The 15745-nt window shown below is 52.7% G+C and carries 12 protein-coding genes and 1 pseudogene; 10 read left to right on the top strand and 3 right to left on the bottom strand.

The window, feature by feature from the left end; translation table 11 throughout:
• Nucleotides 1-107 precede the first annotated feature (107 nt).
• Nucleotides 108-1145, top strand: a complete 1038-nt coding sequence (locus B2Z72_RS00975) for an NAD(P)H-dependent flavin oxidoreductase (protein ID WP_296983497.1) — start codon at nt 108-110, stop codon at nt 1143-1145.
• A 275-nt stretch (nt 1146-1420) separates the two neighbouring features.
• Nucleotides 1421-3310: a propionyl-CoA synthetase gene (locus tag B2Z72_RS00970; RefSeq protein WP_296983498.1), complete on the top strand. Its 1890-nt coding sequence runs from the start codon at nt 1421-1423 to the stop codon at nt 3308-3310.
• A 144-nt stretch (nt 3311-3454) separates the two neighbouring features.
• Here the strand turns inward: B2Z72_RS00970 and B2Z72_RS00965 are convergent, their stop codons facing one another.
• From B2Z72_RS00965 to B2Z72_RS00955, 3 genes are all read right to left on the bottom strand, one after another.
• Nucleotides 3455-3916 (bottom strand): flavodoxin family protein, encoded by a 462-nt coding sequence (locus B2Z72_RS00965; RefSeq protein ID WP_296983499.1) that lies wholly within the window; start codon nt 3914-3916, stop codon nt 3455-3457.
• Nucleotides 3917-4012: 96 nt separating this feature from the next.
• Nucleotides 4013-4933: a universal stress protein UspE gene (uspE, locus tag B2Z72_RS00960; protein ID WP_296983501.1), complete on the bottom strand. Its 921-nt coding sequence runs from the start codon at nt 4931-4933 to the stop codon at nt 4013-4015.
• A gap of 143 nt (nt 4934-5076) precedes the next feature.
• A complete protein-coding gene (locus B2Z72_RS00955; RefSeq protein ID WP_296983503.1) occupies nt 5077-5949 on the bottom strand; it encodes a LysR family transcriptional regulator in 873 nt (290 codons plus the stop codon).
• A 110-nt stretch (nt 5950-6059) separates the two neighbouring features.
• Here B2Z72_RS00955 and leuC point away from each other — a divergent pair, with 110 nt between their 5' ends.
• From leuC to B2Z72_RS00915, 8 genes and pseudogenes are all read left to right on the top strand, one after another.
• Entirely contained in the window at nt 6060-7478 is a 1419-nt protein-coding gene (gene leuC, locus B2Z72_RS00950) for a 3-isopropylmalate dehydratase large subunit (protein WP_296983505.1), read from the top strand.
• Between the two features lie 12 nt (nt 7479-7490).
• Complete coding sequence (gene leuD / locus B2Z72_RS00945) at nt 7491-8132, top strand: 3-isopropylmalate dehydratase small subunit (RefSeq protein WP_296983507.1); 642 nt, start codon at nt 7491-7493, stop codon at nt 8130-8132.
• A 74-nt stretch (nt 8133-8206) separates the two neighbouring features.
• Entirely contained in the window at nt 8207-9283 is a 1077-nt protein-coding gene (gene leuB, locus B2Z72_RS00940; protein ID WP_296983508.1) for a 3-isopropylmalate dehydrogenase, read from the top strand.
• An 11-nt stretch (nt 9284-9294) separates the two neighbouring features.
• On the top strand, nt 9295-10416 hold the full coding sequence (gene asd, locus B2Z72_RS00935; RefSeq protein ID WP_349676729.1) for an aspartate-semialdehyde dehydrogenase: 1122 nt from the start codon (nt 9295-9297) through the stop codon (nt 10414-10416).
• 282 nt (nt 10417-10698) lie between these two features.
• Nucleotides 10699-13905: a FimV/HubP family polar landmark protein gene (locus tag B2Z72_RS00930; protein ID WP_297003993.1), complete on the top strand. Its 3207-nt coding sequence runs from the start codon at nt 10699-10701 to the stop codon at nt 13903-13905.
• Nucleotides 13906-13908: 3 nt separating this feature from the next.
• The gene (gene truA, locus B2Z72_RS00925) at nt 13909-14748 is read left to right on the top strand and encodes a tRNA pseudouridine(38-40) synthase TruA (RefSeq protein WP_296983512.1); all 840 of its coding nucleotides are present in this window, start codon (nt 13909-13911) and stop codon (nt 14746-14748) included.
• A 61-nt stretch (nt 14749-14809) separates the two neighbouring features.
• Nucleotides 14810-15472 (top strand): phosphoribosylanthranilate isomerase, encoded by a 663-nt coding sequence (locus B2Z72_RS00920; RefSeq protein WP_349681234.1) that lies wholly within the window; start codon nt 14810-14812, stop codon nt 15470-15472.
• Nucleotides 15450-15745 (top strand): annotated as a pseudogene (locus B2Z72_RS00915) (tryptophan synthase subunit beta); the annotation flags it as partial. The gene B2Z72_RS00920 and the pseudogene B2Z72_RS00915, both read left to right, overlap by 23 nt.

Here is a 15745-nt window from a genome sequence, read left to right as displayed (position 1 = left end):
TAGGTTGGGGGTCTATAGGTTGGGTGAAGTGCGGGAATAATCCCGCTGAATTGCCAGAGCGGGTATAGTGAGGATTCCTTTCTGCACGCTATCGAGGTGGCACTGCCATGACTGACGAATTGCCGCGACTGTTGCCAATGGACATTCCCCTTATTCAGGCGCCAATGGCTGGCGTTCAGGACTGGCGCATGGCTGCTGCTGTATCTGCCGCCGGTGGGCTGGGTTCGATCCCCTGCGGTATGCTCAGTGCCGAACAGGTGGAAGCTGAAGTAGCAGCCTTCCGCAATACAACCAGCGCCCCGGTAAATCTTAATTTTTTCTGTCACCGCATGAGCGAACCCACAGAGGACGTGATGCAGCGCTGGCAGGAATGTCTCACAGGTTTTTACGACGAGGCAGGGATTCAACCTTCCAGCAGTGGCGCATTAAGACTGCCTTATGATGACGCTATGGCTGATGTGGTTGAACGGCTGCGTCCGGAGGTGGTGAGCTTTCATTTTGGCCTGCCACAGGCCGCGTTGGTCGAGCGCCTGAAAAATATTGGCTGTCTGATATTGTCTACTGCGACCACGCTGGAAGAAGGCGTGTGGCTGCAGGCTAATGGTGCCGATATGGTTATTGCCCAGGGCTATGAAGCCGGTGGCCACCGGGGCATGTTTCTGACCGATGATCTTGCCACGCAAAGTGGCACGCTGGCGCTGGTGTCTCTCCTGGTTAATAAACTCGATGTGCCGGTCATTGCCGCTGGTGGTATTGGCTGCGCTGCCGATGTGCAGGCAGCCCTGTCGCTGGGTGCTGTGGCGGTACAGGCAGGCACCGCTTATCTGTTGTGTGATGAGGCGAAAACCTCCACTGTGCATCGCCAGCAATTAAAAGACTTAAACGCTGTGACGGCGCTGACCAATGTTTTTTCCGGGCGCCCGGCGCGTGGCATTCGTAATCGTCTGATGCTGGAACTGGGGGATATCTGTGCCGACGTTGCACCATTTCCATACGCTTACGGATTGCTGGGGCCACTGAAGCAGGCCGCTGAAGCGCAGGGCAAAGGCGACTTCAGTTCTCTCTGGTCTGGCCAGAACCGAAGTGGCTGCGCGGAAATAAGTGCCGCAGATATGACACGCAGGCTTTGGTCGGTTGCAGACTGAACAGCCTTTGCTGTTGATTAAAGGTAAATTAAAAACAGGTTGGGCCGGACCGCGTTTGTTTATTAAACAGCAATGTATTAATGGATGGTCTGAGTGGATGGTTTGCTGCTTAATATTCATTTCCTTTATTTACGTTGCGGCACCGTTTCACCCTGTTTGCGGGTTTTACTGGCGGTAAAAATGCTAGACCTTAGTGGAGTATCACCCTTGGTCGAATAGTCGCTGTAACCGTATTTCCCCTAAGGTGTATCTGTTAAATAACGGGGAACGCTAGCATGACTTACCAACAGGAATATAAGGCTTCAATTGAGCAGCCTGAAGCCTTCTGGAAAAAACAATCACAACGTATTCAGTGGTTTAAGGAACCCGGAAAAATTCTGGCGAAAGATGAAAATGGCATCGACCGCTGGTTTGTTGATGGTGAACTGAATACGGCCTATCTGGCGCTGGATTACCACGTTCTGAACGGTCGCGGTGATCAGCTGGCACTTATTTATGATTCACCTGTTACCGGCAGCAAGCGTACCTATACCTATTCTCAGCTGACCGAAGCCGTGGCTCTTACTGCCGGTATGCTGAAAGATCAGGGCGTAGAAAAAGGTGACCGTGTCATTGTGTATATGCCAATGATTCCGGAAGCAGCCATTGCCATGCTGGCCTGTGCCCGTCTGGGTGCCGTGCATTCCGTTGTATTCGGTGGCTTTGCGCCCCATGAGCTGGCTATCCGTATTGATGATGCCGAGCCAAAAGTCATTATGTCCGCGTCCTGCGGTATCGAAATTGAACGGGTTATTGAATATAAACCGATCCTGGATGAAGCCATTAAGCTGGCGAAACATAAAGTCGGTCGCTGCCTGATTTATCAGCGTGAAACCAAAACCTGTGAACTGACCGCAGGGCGTGATCTGGATTGGGAAAAAACCATTGCCACTACTCAGCCTGCGGACTGCACACCAGTGAATGCACTGGACCCTCTGTATGTACTGTACACTTCAGGTACCACAGGTAAGCCCAAAGGCGTTGTGCGCGACAATGGCGGACACGCAGTAGCCATGAGTTATTCCATGGATGTGGTTTACGACATGCAGCCGGGCGACGTGTTCTGGGCGGCTTCCGATGTTGGCTGGGTGGTTGGCCACTCTTATATCGTTTATGCCCCTTTGCTGGCTGGCTGTACCACAGTCTTTTATGAGGGCAAGCCAGTGCGTACACCTGATGCCGGCGCCTTCTGGCGGGTGTGCGAAGAGTACGGGGTTAAAGGTCTGTTTGCTGCACCGACAGCTTTCCGTGCGATCCGTAAAGAAGATCCGGAATGTAAACTGTCTGAACAGTACGATCTGAGTAAACTGAAAACCATCTTTATGGCCGGTGAGCGTCTTGATCCGCCGACCTATGATTGGGTTGTGCAGAAAATTAAACGTCCTGTGGTTGACCACTGGTGGCAGACCGAAACTGGTTGGGCCATTGCCGGTAACCACATGGGCCTTGAACCGGCGCGGGTAAAAGCAGGTTCTGTAACCCGTCCTTCGCCTGGCTATAACGTACAGATTCTCGATCCCTCCGGTAAGCCGGTGGGTGCTAACGAGCAGGGCAGTATTGCCATTAAACTGCCGTTGCCACCGGGCTGTCTGCCAACCATCTGGGGTAATCATGACCGCTTTGTTGATGGCTATCTGACGACATTTGATGGTTACTACGTGAGTGGTGATGGCGGTCTTCTGGATGAAGATAACTATCTGTTTGTGATGGGCCGTACCGACGACATTATTAACGTTGCCGGCCACCGTCTGTCGACTGGTGAAATGGAAGAAGTGGTTGCCGGCCATGAGGCCGTCGCTGAATGTGCGGTGATCGGTCGTCACAGTGATCTGAAAGGCGAAGAACCTCTGGGTCTGGTGCTGCTGAAAGATGGTGTGGACGTTGATGAAGAACAGCTGAAAGCTGAGATTATTCAGCGTGTACGTGATCAGATTGGCGCTGTCGCCAGCTTCCGTGATGCAGTGATTGTTAAACGTCTGCCGAAAACCCGCTCAGGTAAAATTCTGCGTAAAGTGCTGCGCAATATTGCCAATAGCGAAGAATACCAGACGCCATCGACCATTGATGATCCGTCCTGTCTGGGCGAGATTGAAGGTATTCTTGCCTCTAAGGGGCTCCGTCAATAATTTCTCTATGAGTTTTTTATGCAGTAAAAAGCAGGTAGCGATACCTGCTTTTTTATTTCCGTTTTTCTGCGGTTTTTTATTTCTGTTTTCTGTTTGCTGATCTGGCTTTGTTCAGGCTATGCCGATTGCAAAGAGTGCGCTGAATCAGATAATTCCGGCATCCAGTGCGGCTGCCATGGCGGCGGTTAACTCTTCGCATTGCTGCAGAAAATCTTCCTGCCATTCACCTTTTAAAATGATTGCTTCCTGAACCCAGCGCCAGCGTAACCCTGTGGTTATGGTCTGCAGTGCGCGTTGTGTGCCTGTGCCGTCGTGTCCGGCGCGGATAATAGCCGCACAGGGTTTTCCCTGTGTTTTTTCCAGGCAGGGGTAATAAATACGATCAAAATAGTCTTTCAGTGCGCCGCTCATATAACCCAGATTTTCCGGTGTCAGCAGAATGATGGCGTCCACGGATAGTGTTGTCTGGTCGGTTGCCTGGCTGCAATGCAGAGCCTGGAATCCGGTATGTTCACATTGTGCGCTGTTAAAGCCGCGCTGACAGGCGGTCACTAACGCCTGGGTGTTAGGCGAAGGAGCGTGATAAATCAGAGTTAACTGTTTCATAGAAAAAAGCCCGGTATAAACCGGGCCTCCATATTTAAACATTCAGCGTATTTTTATTGCAGAGCTGATCGTATTTTTTTCGCGGATCTGATTGTATCAGTCAGCATCCGGCGCAACGCCGTCGGACGGTTTGATAACGATGATATCGCAATCTACCTTGTCGACCACCAGTTCCGCAGTATTGCCGATCAGAACGCCGGAAAGACCTTCGCGGCCTACGGTGCCTATCACCAGTACATCAGCTTCGATTTTTTCACAGATATTGGCGATCACTGTATCGGCATCACCTTCACCAATATGAATGTGGTCTTCAGAAATGTTGTATTTTTTCGCCCATTGTTTGCAGGATTCATCGTGCTGTTCGGTGATGTATTGCTGAATATTATCCGGCGCCGTGACCTCCGGTACCATAGCGAAGGCGACGGATACCAGCGGGTATGAGTTCACCATGTGCAGGTCGGTGGAAAAATGATCGGATAAATGCTCGGCATAAGACAGAATATTATCGTTGATCAGCTGGTGGCCATCGTCTGCCGATGTTGCATCAATCGCGGCAACAACACGGTTGTTTTTCCATGGCGCAGCATTTTTAACCAGCATCACCGGCGCCGGGCAATGACGCAACAGGTTCCAGTCAGTGTGGGTGAAGATGCGGTCCATGATGCCGTGCTGCAGGGTACCTTTAATAACCAGATCATAAGCCTGTTTGTTGATAGCTTCGGTGACGGCGTCGTGCAGATGCTTCTGCCAGTGCACTTCAGTGCGCACACTGAGATCCGCTGCTTCTTCGATAAAGCTGCCAAGCCATTCTTCTGCTTTGCTGATCAGCGAGGCTTTTATGCGCGAGCGGGTTTCTGCATCAAGCGAAGAGTTGCTTTCACAGTAGGGTTCGTAAACAGAGGTCAGCAGTGTGAGGTCGGCGTCCAGCGATTTGGCCAGCCAGATCGCCCGATCAAGAGCCACCTGTTCCGGGTGTTCTTTATCCAGTACAACGAGAATGTGATTGATGTCGAGCATGCTGATTTCCTTGCGTCGTTTATTGGTCGGGTCCTGCGGTCGGCTCCGGTCTGCTGGCCGGTTTACCTGATAGCACCCTGATGAGACTAACATTAGTCCTGTCAGTACCGATACGGTTTGTTCTGGATCAAGCAGGCAACAGATTATTCCTGTTTCAGAATACCGATCAGCGCCGAAGCTGCATTGCTCAGGGTGCGTTTTTTCAGGTGGATCAGACCCAGTTGGCGGGTGACAGGTTCCGCAGGCCAATCAAGCTGATGTAGTTGTTTATCCAGCATGCTGGCAGGCAGCAGGCTCCAGCCAATGCCTACAGACACCATCATCTTGATGGTCTCGAGGAAGTTGGTTGGCATGGGCGCATTGAGTAGTAAGCCGTTGCGGGTAAAGACCTGATCAATCAGTTTGAAAGTGATGGTGTCCGGCTGCGGCAGGATGGCAGGCACCTCAGCCAGATCTGCCAGGCTGACTTTATTTTTGCCGGTCAGTGGGTGATCCGGGCCGCACACGCAGATCATTTCATCCTGCCACAGGGGCATAGTTTCGATAATCTCTGGTATTTCGTGATCCTGATCCAGAGTGGTCAGGGCCAGTTCTACCTGACGCATGCTGACGGCCTGATAAGCCCGCTCTGATCCCATAAAACTCAGGTTCAGCTGGGCGTGGGGATAGCGTGCGGTGAATTGGCGCAATACCGGCGGCAGGCGGTGCAGACCAATATGATGGCTGGTGGCCATGGACAGCAGACCGGAGACTTCGCCATCTAAATTCATCAGCTGCAATTCGGTATCGGCCACCAGATCAAGAATCTGCCTTGCTTTCGGCAGCAGGGAAAAGCCCGCCTCGGTCAGGCTGACGGTGCGGTTGTGGCGATCAAACAGCAGGGTGTTGAGTTGCTGTTCCAGTTGCTGAATGCGTTTGCTCACAGCCGACTGGGTGAGGTGCAACTGCTCTCCGGCAGCTGAAAAGGATTGCTGTTCCGCTACCGCAAGAAAAGCCTTAAGGCCCTGTGTGTCCATTATGTATTCCAGATCAGAATTTAATTCAGTAGAAATATGAATTTAAGTTGTTTAGCAGAAAGCGTATCCTTAAGCAACTTGATGAGATTGATTAAAAAGAGGATCTCCCTATGGCTGGGAAAACCCTGTACGACAAACTCTGGGAACAACACGTAGTTAAAGAGCGTGAAGACGGCACGGCGTTAATTTACATCGATCGTCAGCTGCTGCACGAAGTAACGTCTCCACAGGCATTTGAAGGTCTGCGTATCGCAGGCCGCCAACCATGGCGTCTGGATGCCAATCTGGCGACACCGGATCACAACGTCTCCACTGATAAAGGTGAGCGTGAGGCCGGTATCGACGGTATTAAAGATCCGGTATCCCGTATTCAGGTAAAAACCCTGGATGAGAACTGCGACGCTTTTGGTATTACCGAATTCAAAATGGCCGACAAACGTCAGGGCATTGTGCACGTGGTTGGTCCGGAGCAGGGTGCGACTCTGCCGGGTATGACGGTTGTATGTGGTGACTCCCATACCGCAACCCACGGTGCTTTTGCTGCACTGGCCCACGGTATCGGTACCTCTGAGGTTGAGCACGTACTGGCTACTCAATGCCTGATCCAGCGCAAAATGAAAAACCTATTGATCCGTGTTGACGGTGAACTGGGTAAAGGCATTACCGGTAAAGACGTTGTATTGCACGTGATTGGTGTGATCGGTACTGCCGGTGGTAACGGTACGGCGATGGAATTCGGTGGTTCTGCGATCCGCTCTCTGAGCATGGAAGCCCGTATGACCATGTGTAACATGGCTATCGAAGCCGGTGCCCGTGTGGGTATGGTGGCGTTCGACGAGAAAACCGCCGAATACGTAAAGGGCCGCCCATACGCGCCAAAAGGCGAGCAGTGGGATATGGCGCTGGCAGCGTGGAAAGATCTGGTTTCTGACGATGATGCAGTATTCGACAAAGTCGTGGAGATCCGTGCTGAAGACATCAAACCACAGGTGACCTGGGGTACGTCTCCGGAAATGGTGACCACCATTGATGGCACAGTACCAACACTGGACGACGCAGCAGATGACGTTGAACGTTCTGCCTTTACCCGCGCTTATGAGTACATGGGTCTGGAAGCCGGTCAGAAAATTACCGACATTAATCTGGATCGCGTGTTTATCGGTTCCTGCACTAACTCGCGCATTGAAGACTTACGCGCGGCGGCGGAAGTCGCTAAAGGTCGTACGGTATCTGCCACAGTGAAGCAGGCTCTGGTTGTACCGGGTTCCGGTCTGGTGAAAGAGCAGGCAGAAGCAGAAGGTCTGGATAAGATCTTTGTTGAAGCCGGTTTTGAATGGCGCGAGCCAGGTTGTTCCATGTGTCTGGCCATGAACGCCGACAAACTGGGCAACGGTGAGCATTGTGCGTCTACCTCGAACCGTAACTTCGAAGGTCGTCAGGGCTACGGTGGCCGTACCCATCTGGTGAGCCCTGCCATGGCTGCAGCGGCGGCGATTGCCGGTCACTTCGTTGACGTGCGTGAACTTTAACAGGAGCAGAACATGAAACCATTTACCGTACACACAGGTATCGTGGCTCCGATGGATCGCCCGAATATCGATACCGATATGATCATTCCCAAGCAGTTCCTGAAGTCGATCAAACGTTCAGGTTTTGGCCCGAACCTGTTCGATGAGCTGCGTTATCTGGATGAAGGTCAGCCGGATGCGGATAACTCCGGTCGCCCGCTGAACCCGGATTTCGTGCTGAATAAACCACGCTATCAGGGCGCTTCTGTGCTGCTGGCGCGGGAAAACTTTGGCTGTGGTTCCAGCCGTGAGCACGCGCCATGGGCACTGGAAGACTTCGGTTTCCGTACCATTATCGCGCCGAGCTATGCGGATATCTTCTTCAATAACAGTTTCAAAAACGGTCTGTTACCGATCGTGCTCGACGAAAAAACCGTCGACGATCTGTTTAAGGAAGTAGCGGCTAACGAAGGTTACGAGCTGACGGTTGATCTGGAAGCACAGGTAATCCGTAAGCCGGATGGCAGTGAAATTCCGTTCGACGTGGATGCCTTCCGTAAGCACTGTCTGCTTAACGGTCTGGACGATATTGGTCTGACTCTGCAGGATGCGGATGACATTAAAACCTACGAAGAAAAACGCCGCGCGACAGCGCCCTGGTTGTTTCAGGCCTGAATGTAATGGTTAACAGCGAGCCGGGCGCTGCCCGGCTTTGTTGCATAAATATTCTGACGACAGAGATTTAAGTAATGAGTAAAAATATTCTGATTCTGCCAGGTGATGGTATCGGTCCTGAAATTGTTGCCGAAGCCGTTAAGGTGCTGAACACCGTCAATGAAAAATTCTCTCTGGACCTGGAGCTGGTGGAAGGTCTGGTGGGTGGTTCTGCTTACGACGAAACGGGCTCTCCGCTGCCGGAAGAGACCATTACCAAAGCCAAAGCCGCGGATGCCATTCTGCTGGGTGCGGTGGGTGGTCCTAAATGGGACAAACTGGACAACCGGGACCTGCGCCCTGAAATGGGTCTGCTGGGTATCCGTAAGCAGCTGGGTCTGTTCGGTAACCTGCGTCCGGCGATTCTGTATCCGCAGCTGGCGGATGCGTCTTCCCTGAAGCCTGAAATCGTTTCTGGTCTGGATATCCTGATCGTGCGTGAACTGACTGGCGGTATCTACTTCGGTGAGCCGCGTGGTATCCGTACGCTGGAGAACGGCGAGCGTGAAGGCTATAACACCTACGTTTACAGTGAATCTGAAATCAAGCGCATCGCCAAAGTCGCGTTTGAATCTGCCATGAAGCGCAACAAGAAGCTGTGCTCTGTCGATAAAGCCAACGTCCTGGAAGTGACCGTATTGTGGCGCGAAATCATGGAAGAAGTGGGCAAAGAATACCCTGAGGTAGAACTGTCGCACATGTACGTTGATAACGCGGCTATGCAGCTGGTGCGTGCACCTAAGCAGTTTGATGTGATGGTTACCGGCAACATGTTCGGCGATATTCTGTCGGATGCGGCCGCTATGCTGACCGGCTCTATTGGTATGCTGCCTTCTGCATCGCTGGATGTGAATAACAAAGGTATGTACGAGCCATGTCACGGCTCTGCGCCGGACATCGCAGGTCAGGGAATTGCCAACCCTCTGGCAACTATTCTGTCAGCCGCTATGATGCTGCGTTATTCACTGAATGCCGGTGAAGCGGCGGACGCAATCGAAGCTGCGGTCAGCAAGGTGCTGGACAGCGGACTGCGTACCGGAGACATCTTCTCCGAAGGCATGACAAAAGTAAGTACAGAAGCAATGGGTGAGGCAGTGGTTGCTGCCCTGTAAGAGGTTTAATTATGGCAATGCAGAAAGTAGGTCTTGTAGGCTGGCGCGGCATGGTAGGTTCCGTGCTGATGCAGCGTATGCAGGATGAAGGTGATTTTGACCTGATCGAGCCGGTATTTTTTACCACCTCGCAGAAAGGCAAAGCAGCGCCACAGTTTGCCGGTAAGGACTGTGGACTGCTGGAAGATGCATTCGATATTGATGCACTGAAGGCGCTGGATGTGGTCATTACCTGTCAGGGCGGTGATTACACTAAAGAAGTTTACCCGAAGTTGCGTGCAGCGGGCTGGGAAGGCTACTGGATTGATGCAGCTTCTTCGCTGCGCATGGCGGATGATGCCATTATCGTTCTCGATCCGGTCAACAAAAACGTGATTACCGACGGTATCGCTAAGGGTGTTAAGACCTATGTTGGCGGCAACTGTACAGTCAGTCTGATGCTGATGGCACTCGGCGGTCTGTTTGAAAAAGGGCTGGTGGAGTGGGCTGCGCCGCAGACTTATCAGGCGGCTTCCGGTTCAGGTGCGCGTCATATGCGTGAGCTGATCAGCCAAATGGGTGCTGTGCATGATAACGTAAAAGACAAACTGGACGATCCGGCTTCCGCTATTCTCGACATCGACCGTCAGGTGGCAGAATTTATCCGCAGCGATGCGATGCCGACAGAGCAGTTTGGCGTGCCGCTGGCGGGCAGTCTGATTCCTTATATCGATACTCAACTGGAGTCCGGCCAGAGTCGTGAGGAATGGAAAGCTCAGGTTGAGGCCAACAAGATCATGGGTCGCAGCGATAAACAGATTCCGATTGATGGTATCTGTGTGCGCGTCGGCGCTATGCGTTGTCACAGCCAGGCGATCACGCTGAAACTCACACAGGATCTGCCTGTAAGTGAGATTGAAAGCATCCTTGCTGCGCACAATGATTGGGTGAAAGTGATCCCGAATGACCGTGAAGCATCGATGAAAGAACTGACCCCGGCGAAGGTAACCGGAACGCTGACTGTACCGGTTGGCCGTATCCGTAAGCTGACCATGGGGCCGGAATACATTTCTGCGTTTACCGTCGGTGACCAGCTGTTATGGGGTGCTGCAGAACCGCTGCGCCGCATGTTGCGCATCCTGCTGGACGCGTAATATTTGCACAGGAAAACGGGGCGTCAGCCCCGTTTTTTTAGATGATTTCTCCAAAATGTGATCTAACCCCTTATTTCCCTTCATATTTGTTGGTGCCCGAAGGGGCAAAAGATTGCGTTAGTTCCCGTTATACTTGATACTTGTGCGTGCTTATGAATGGAATCTATAAGTAAGCTGGGGTTAGGAAAATCTCGACGACATCTTTAATCGGTAGCAAACCGGTTATTTGCCGGTAACAGACGAAGAGGCGAGCGATCGCCGCAAGATCACAAGGAAGCACCAATGAAGCGCCTACTTGCAAACACCCTGATGCTGGTCGGAGGACTGACAGCCTCGTCACAATTGTTGGCGCTGGGGTTAGGTGAGCTGGACCTTAAGTCCAATCTGAATCAGCCGTTGCAGGCGGAAATCAAACTGCTGGATACGGAAGGTCTGACCGACTTCGAAATTAAGCCGGCACTGGCCAAGCCTGCCGACTTTGAACGCGCTGGTGTCGAGCGTGTGTATTTTCTGACCAAAATCAAATTCGAGGTCAAAGGCGATACTGTCGTTCTCAGCACCCGTGAACCGGTTAATGAACCGTTCCTGAATTTTCTCGTTGAACTGAACTGGCCGTCTGGTCGCGCGCTGCGTGAATATACGCTGCTGCTGGATCCACCGACGTTCCAGGAAACCAGTGTTCAGCCTCTGGTGAATGCGCCAGCAGGGCAGACCGTAACGACTGCGCCTGCGACACAAGAGCAGCCAGCGCAGCCTCAGGTCGCCGCGCCTGTCACAACTAATCGTTGGGAAAGCGAGCCGGCTGCACCGGGTACATACAAAGTTCAGCGTAATGACACTCTGTGGGAAATTGCCCTGCAGACCCGTCCGAATACGTCCATTTCTGCGCAGCAGATGATGGTGGCTCTGCAGGAGAAAAACCCGCAGGCCTTTATTGGCGGCAATATTAACCGTCTGAAAACCCATGAAGTCCTGCGCATCCCGGATGCTCAGGAAGTGCGTGATATTTCTTTCCGTAATGCTGTCGCTGAAGTGGAGCGTCAGAATAAAGAACTGACTTCCGGTGCTCAGCTGGATGCAACCGGTCGTGCCGGTTCTTCCGCTGTGAGCAGTGGCGAGCAGGACGGCGGTGAAGTCCGTCTGCTCAGTGCGGCATCTGACAACTCTGATTCTGCCGGCGCCAGTGGTGATGCCGGTACGGCAATCGGCAATGGTCGTCAGCAGTCTCTGGAAAACGATCTCGCTATTGCGCTTGAGAACGTTGATAAGAGCCGTCGTGAAAATCAGGAGCTGCGTGAGCGCCTGGAAGCCCTTGAAGAACAGATAAATACCCTGCAGCGCCTGATCTCTCTGAAAGACGATCAGCTGGCGACTATGCAGGTGGATGGCGCCGAAGTTGAAACCCCTGAAACGGGTTCTGATGCAACCGATACTGCAGTTGCCGGTGAAACCTCAGGTGAGGTTGTTGCTGAGGGCGCTGATGAAAGCACAGCTGCTGCAACAGGATCTGAAACTTCAGCGACGGACGCGGAAGGTGCGGTTGATTTCAACTACGCCGGCGGAGACGCTGCTGAAGAACCAGGCGGTCAGTCGGCAGAAGAACTTGCTGCCGCACAGGAAAAAGAAGCCCGTGAAGCTGCTGCCCGTCGTGCCCGTATCGCGGCCATGATGGCAGAGCAGGAAGCTCAGCGTGCACAGCCAACGTTACTGGAGACACTGTTAGCGAACCCTCTGGTGCCGGCTGGTGGTGGTGTGGTTCTGCTGCTGATTGCTCTGCTGATATATCGTGCAGTCAAAGGTCGTAAAGCGGCTGCTAAAGAGGATGATGAATTCTCTGATGAAGAGCTGATGGCGCTGAACGAGACTGATGCGCTGGATGAGGACAGTCTGGATAACTTCGATTTCGAAGACGATCCAATGGCGGGTGAAGCGGAATCTTATGATGAAGATGAATTTGCCGCTGATCTTGAGCCAGAAACGGCCGCCGAAGATTTTGAAACCGTGGCGCAAACTGAAGATGTGATCAGTGAGTCTGATATTTACATTGCCTACGGTAAATTTGAGCAGGCTATTGAATTGCTGCAGGACGCGATTGAGAAAGAACCAAGCCGTTCTGATCTGCGCCTGAAGCTGCTTGAAGTTTATGTCGAAATGGACGAAGCCTCCGGTTTTGCGGAAGCAGAATCCGAGCTGCGCAAACTGGGTGATCGTGAAGCCAGTGCTCAGGCCGAGCAGATGCGTGGTCGACTGTCAGCTCCGATTGCGCTGGGTGCTGTTGCTGCTGTGGCTGCAGATGACATGCTGTCGCTGGACGGTGAGATTCCATCGCTTGATGATTCAGATGACTTCTCTGATGGTCTGGACTTCGGTGATGCCCTGGATCTGTCCGGCGATCTGGGGGATCCGGTTCTGGCAGACGATAAAGAAGACGATACTTTTGATCTGGACAGTGATCCTGTGGCGGAAGCCGGCGCTGGTCTCGAAGAAGTGCCGACTCTGGATCTGGATGATGGTCTGGAATTCGATCTTGGTGGTGATGAGCCGGAAGCTGAAGAAGAAATGCCAGAGATTGCTGACTTCGGGTCCGATGATGACGGCCTGGAATTCGATCTGAGTGGCTTGTCTGCTGAGGCTGAAGAGGAAAAGAGTGAAGCTCCTGCCTCTGCTGAAGCGCCTGTCGCTGATGACGACAATGCCCTGGATTTCGACCTCAGCGGTCTGGAAACACTGGGTGGAGAAGAAGAGCCGGAAGAAACTGCAGCGCCAGTTGAAGATGATGCAGTTACTGCACTGGACTTTGATCTGACCAGTGGCGAAGAAACAACTGGCTCTGACGATCTGTCTGATCTGGAAAGTCTGTTGGACAGCGATGAAGAAGGTGCGGACGATCTGCCTGATCTGTCGTTCGATCTGTCCGGTGATCTGGATTCTGACAGTGATGCTGCAGACGATCTGGCATCCCTGGAAAGCGAACTGGATTCGCTGGCTTCTGAGCCTGTTGTTACAGAAGAAAGTGTTGCAGAAGAAAGTGTTTCAGAAGAAAGTGGCGCAGAAGAAAGCACTGATGATGGTCTCGATTTCTCAGCCGACCTGGATGATCTCGACGCAGAGATTTCTGGTCTTGGAGAGTCTGAAGCTGAAGACATTGCTCTCGATGTTCCGGAGTTGAATGACGTTCCTGAGCTGACCGATGTCCCGCAACTGGATGATGTGCCAGAGCTTAATGAAGCTTCTGAGCCAGCGGACTTTACTGCTGAAGAGATGACCTCTGACGCCGGTGAGATTGATCTGGATGCATTGGCTGCTGCCGATGACGAATTTGATTTCCTTGCCGGTACTGATGAATGTGCGACCAAGCTGGATCTGGCTCGCGCGTATATCGATATGGAAGACTTCGACGGTGCCAAAGAGCTTCTGCAGGAAGTGGTTCAGGAAGGTTCTGACCAGCAGAAATCTGATGCCCGCAGCATGATGGATAGTCTGTCCTGATTCATGTCTGAAGTCCGCCGTTACGCTGCGGTCGTGGAATACAACGGTGCTTGTTTCCACGGCTGGCAGAAGCAGAAACATCACAACGAACCTACCATTCAGGCCGCTCTCGAAGCGGCCTTGTCAAAAGTTGCCAATCACACGATTGAAGTTGCCTGTGCCGGGCGTACCGATGCCGGTGTGCATGCAACCCGCCAGGTTATTTCCTTTGATACCCATGCACAGCGTACCGATTATGGTTGGCTGATGGGCGTAAATACCAATCTTCCTGATGGTGTTGCGCTGCAGTGGATTGGCGAAATCGATGGTGATTTTCACGCCCGCTACAAAGCCCGCGCGCGCCGCTATCGTTATCTGATTAATAATGCGCCGGCCAAGCAGGCGCTGCAGCATGATCAGCTGACCTGGTGGCGTTACCCGCTGGATGCGGAGAAAATGCACGAAGCCGCTCAGGCATTATTGGGCGAGCACGACTTCTCAGCGTTCCGCGCCAAGGATTGTCAGGCTAAAACTCCGGTAAAAACCATGCATCGCATTCGGGTGAAGCGCTGGGGCAATATCGTCATGCTTGAACTGGAAGCCAGTGCGTTTCTTTATCACATGGTGCGTAATATCGTCGGGGTTCTGTTGCCGATAGGTGAGGGCAGCAAGCCGGTCAGCTGGATGGCTGAAGTGCTGGCGACAAAGGATCGTAAACAGGCGGGTATTACTGCACCTGGCCAGGGTTTATATTTCGTTGGTGTTCATTACCCCGAAGAATTCAGCGTTATACCTTGTCAGCCCTATGGTCCTGCGTTGCTGGAACCTGTGCTGCAACTGGAAGTTGCAACAGGAATAAGCTGAACCTGACGTCGTCCCTTGGTACACTCGCGCCCAGTTCTGTAGCTGTTAACCGGATGCGAGTATGGCGCCTATGCAAAGGGTTGTTAAACCCAGTCGAACGCGAATCAAAATCTGTGGTCTGACCCGTGCACAGGATGCTGTTGCCGCCGTGAATGCCGGCGCAGATGCTGTTGGCCTGGTGTTTTATGCACCCAGTCCGAGAGCGGTAGATATCGACACTGCCAGAGCGGTGATCGCAGCTGTGCCGCCATTTGTCAGCGTGACAGCATTGTTCGTTAACCCGGAACCTGATGAGGTGCAAAAGGTTCTGGATAGCGTTAGAATCGATTTACTTCAATTCCACGGTGATGAAGACGATGACTTCTGCAGTCAGTTCAAACATCCCTACATCAAAGCCATCCGCGTCCGGCAAGCGTCGGATGTGGTGGCGTCGTGCATGCGCTTCCCAGGCGCACTGGCAATTCTCCTAGACAGCTACAAACCGGGCGTCCCCGGTGGTACTGGTGAAACCTTTGACTGGTCACTGGTACCGGAAGAATTACCTAAACCTATTATCCTGGCCGGCGGCCTGACCGCGGACAACCTCGAAACCGGAATGCGGACGGTTCACCCATATGCGGTGGACGTCAGCGGCGGTGTTGAGGCGTCCAAAGGAATCAAGGACCACGGCAAAATCACAGAATTTGTAAATGAGGTGTATCGTGTCGACCAACAATCCTTTTGATATCGACCTGCCGGATGCACGCGGCCACTTTGGTATCCACGGTGGTCGTTTCGTGTCCGAAACTCTGACCGCAGCCCTTGAAGAGCTGACGGCAACCTACGAAAAACTGCGCAATGATCCTGATTTTCAGGCAGCGTTCGATAAAGACCTGGCGCACTATGTTGGCCGTCCTTCGCCGCTGTATCTGGCGGAGCGTCTGACTGCCGAATGTGGTGGGGCGCAGATCTGGCTGAAACGTGAAGATCTGAACCACACCGGCGCCCACAAGGTGAA

This window comes from Thalassolituus sp. UBA6592, assembly GCF_002433655.1.
GTDB lineage: Bacteria > Pseudomonadota > Gammaproteobacteria > Pseudomonadales > Oceanobacteraceae > Venatoribacter.
This window is presented reverse-complemented; position numbering and strand designations above follow the sequence as displayed.

Excerpts from the sequence above, each read along its gene's own strand:
- B2Z72_RS00975 (WP_296983497.1), top strand. The coding sequence starts at position 108 with ATGACTGACGAATTGCCGCGACTGTTGCCAATGGACATTCCCCTTATT.
- B2Z72_RS00970 (WP_296983498.1), top strand. The coding sequence starts at position 1,421 with ATGACTTACCAACAGGAATATAAGGCTTCAATTGAGCAGCCTGAAGCC.
- B2Z72_RS00965 (WP_296983499.1), bottom strand. The coding sequence starts at position 3,916 with ATGAAACAGTTAACTCTGATTTATCACGCTCCTTCGCCTAACACCCAG.
- uspE (WP_296983501.1), bottom strand. The coding sequence starts at position 4,933 with ATGCTCGACATCAATCACATTCTCGTTGTACTGGATAAAGAACACCCG.
- B2Z72_RS00955 (WP_296983503.1), bottom strand. The coding sequence starts at position 5,949 with ATGGACACACAGGGCCTTAAGGCTTTTCTTGCGGTAGCGGAACAGCAA.
- leuC (WP_296983505.1), top strand. The coding sequence starts at position 6,060 with ATGGCTGGGAAAACCCTGTACGACAAACTCTGGGAACAACACGTAGTT.
- leuD (WP_296983507.1), top strand. The coding sequence starts at position 7,491 with ATGAAACCATTTACCGTACACACAGGTATCGTGGCTCCGATGGATCGC.
- leuB (WP_296983508.1), top strand. The coding sequence starts at position 8,207 with ATGAGTAAAAATATTCTGATTCTGCCAGGTGATGGTATCGGTCCTGAA.
- asd (WP_349676729.1), top strand. The coding sequence starts at position 9,295 with ATGGCAATGCAGAAAGTAGGTCTTGTAGGCTGGCGCGGCATGGTAGGT.
- B2Z72_RS00930 (WP_297003993.1), top strand. The coding sequence starts at position 10,699 with ATGAAGCGCCTACTTGCAAACACCCTGATGCTGGTCGGAGGACTGACA.
- truA (WP_296983512.1), top strand. The coding sequence starts at position 13,909 with ATGTCTGAAGTCCGCCGTTACGCTGCGGTCGTGGAATACAACGGTGCT.
- B2Z72_RS00920 (WP_349681234.1), top strand. The coding sequence starts at position 14,810 with ATGGCGCCTATGCAAAGGGTTGTTAAACCCAGTCGAACGCGAATCAAA.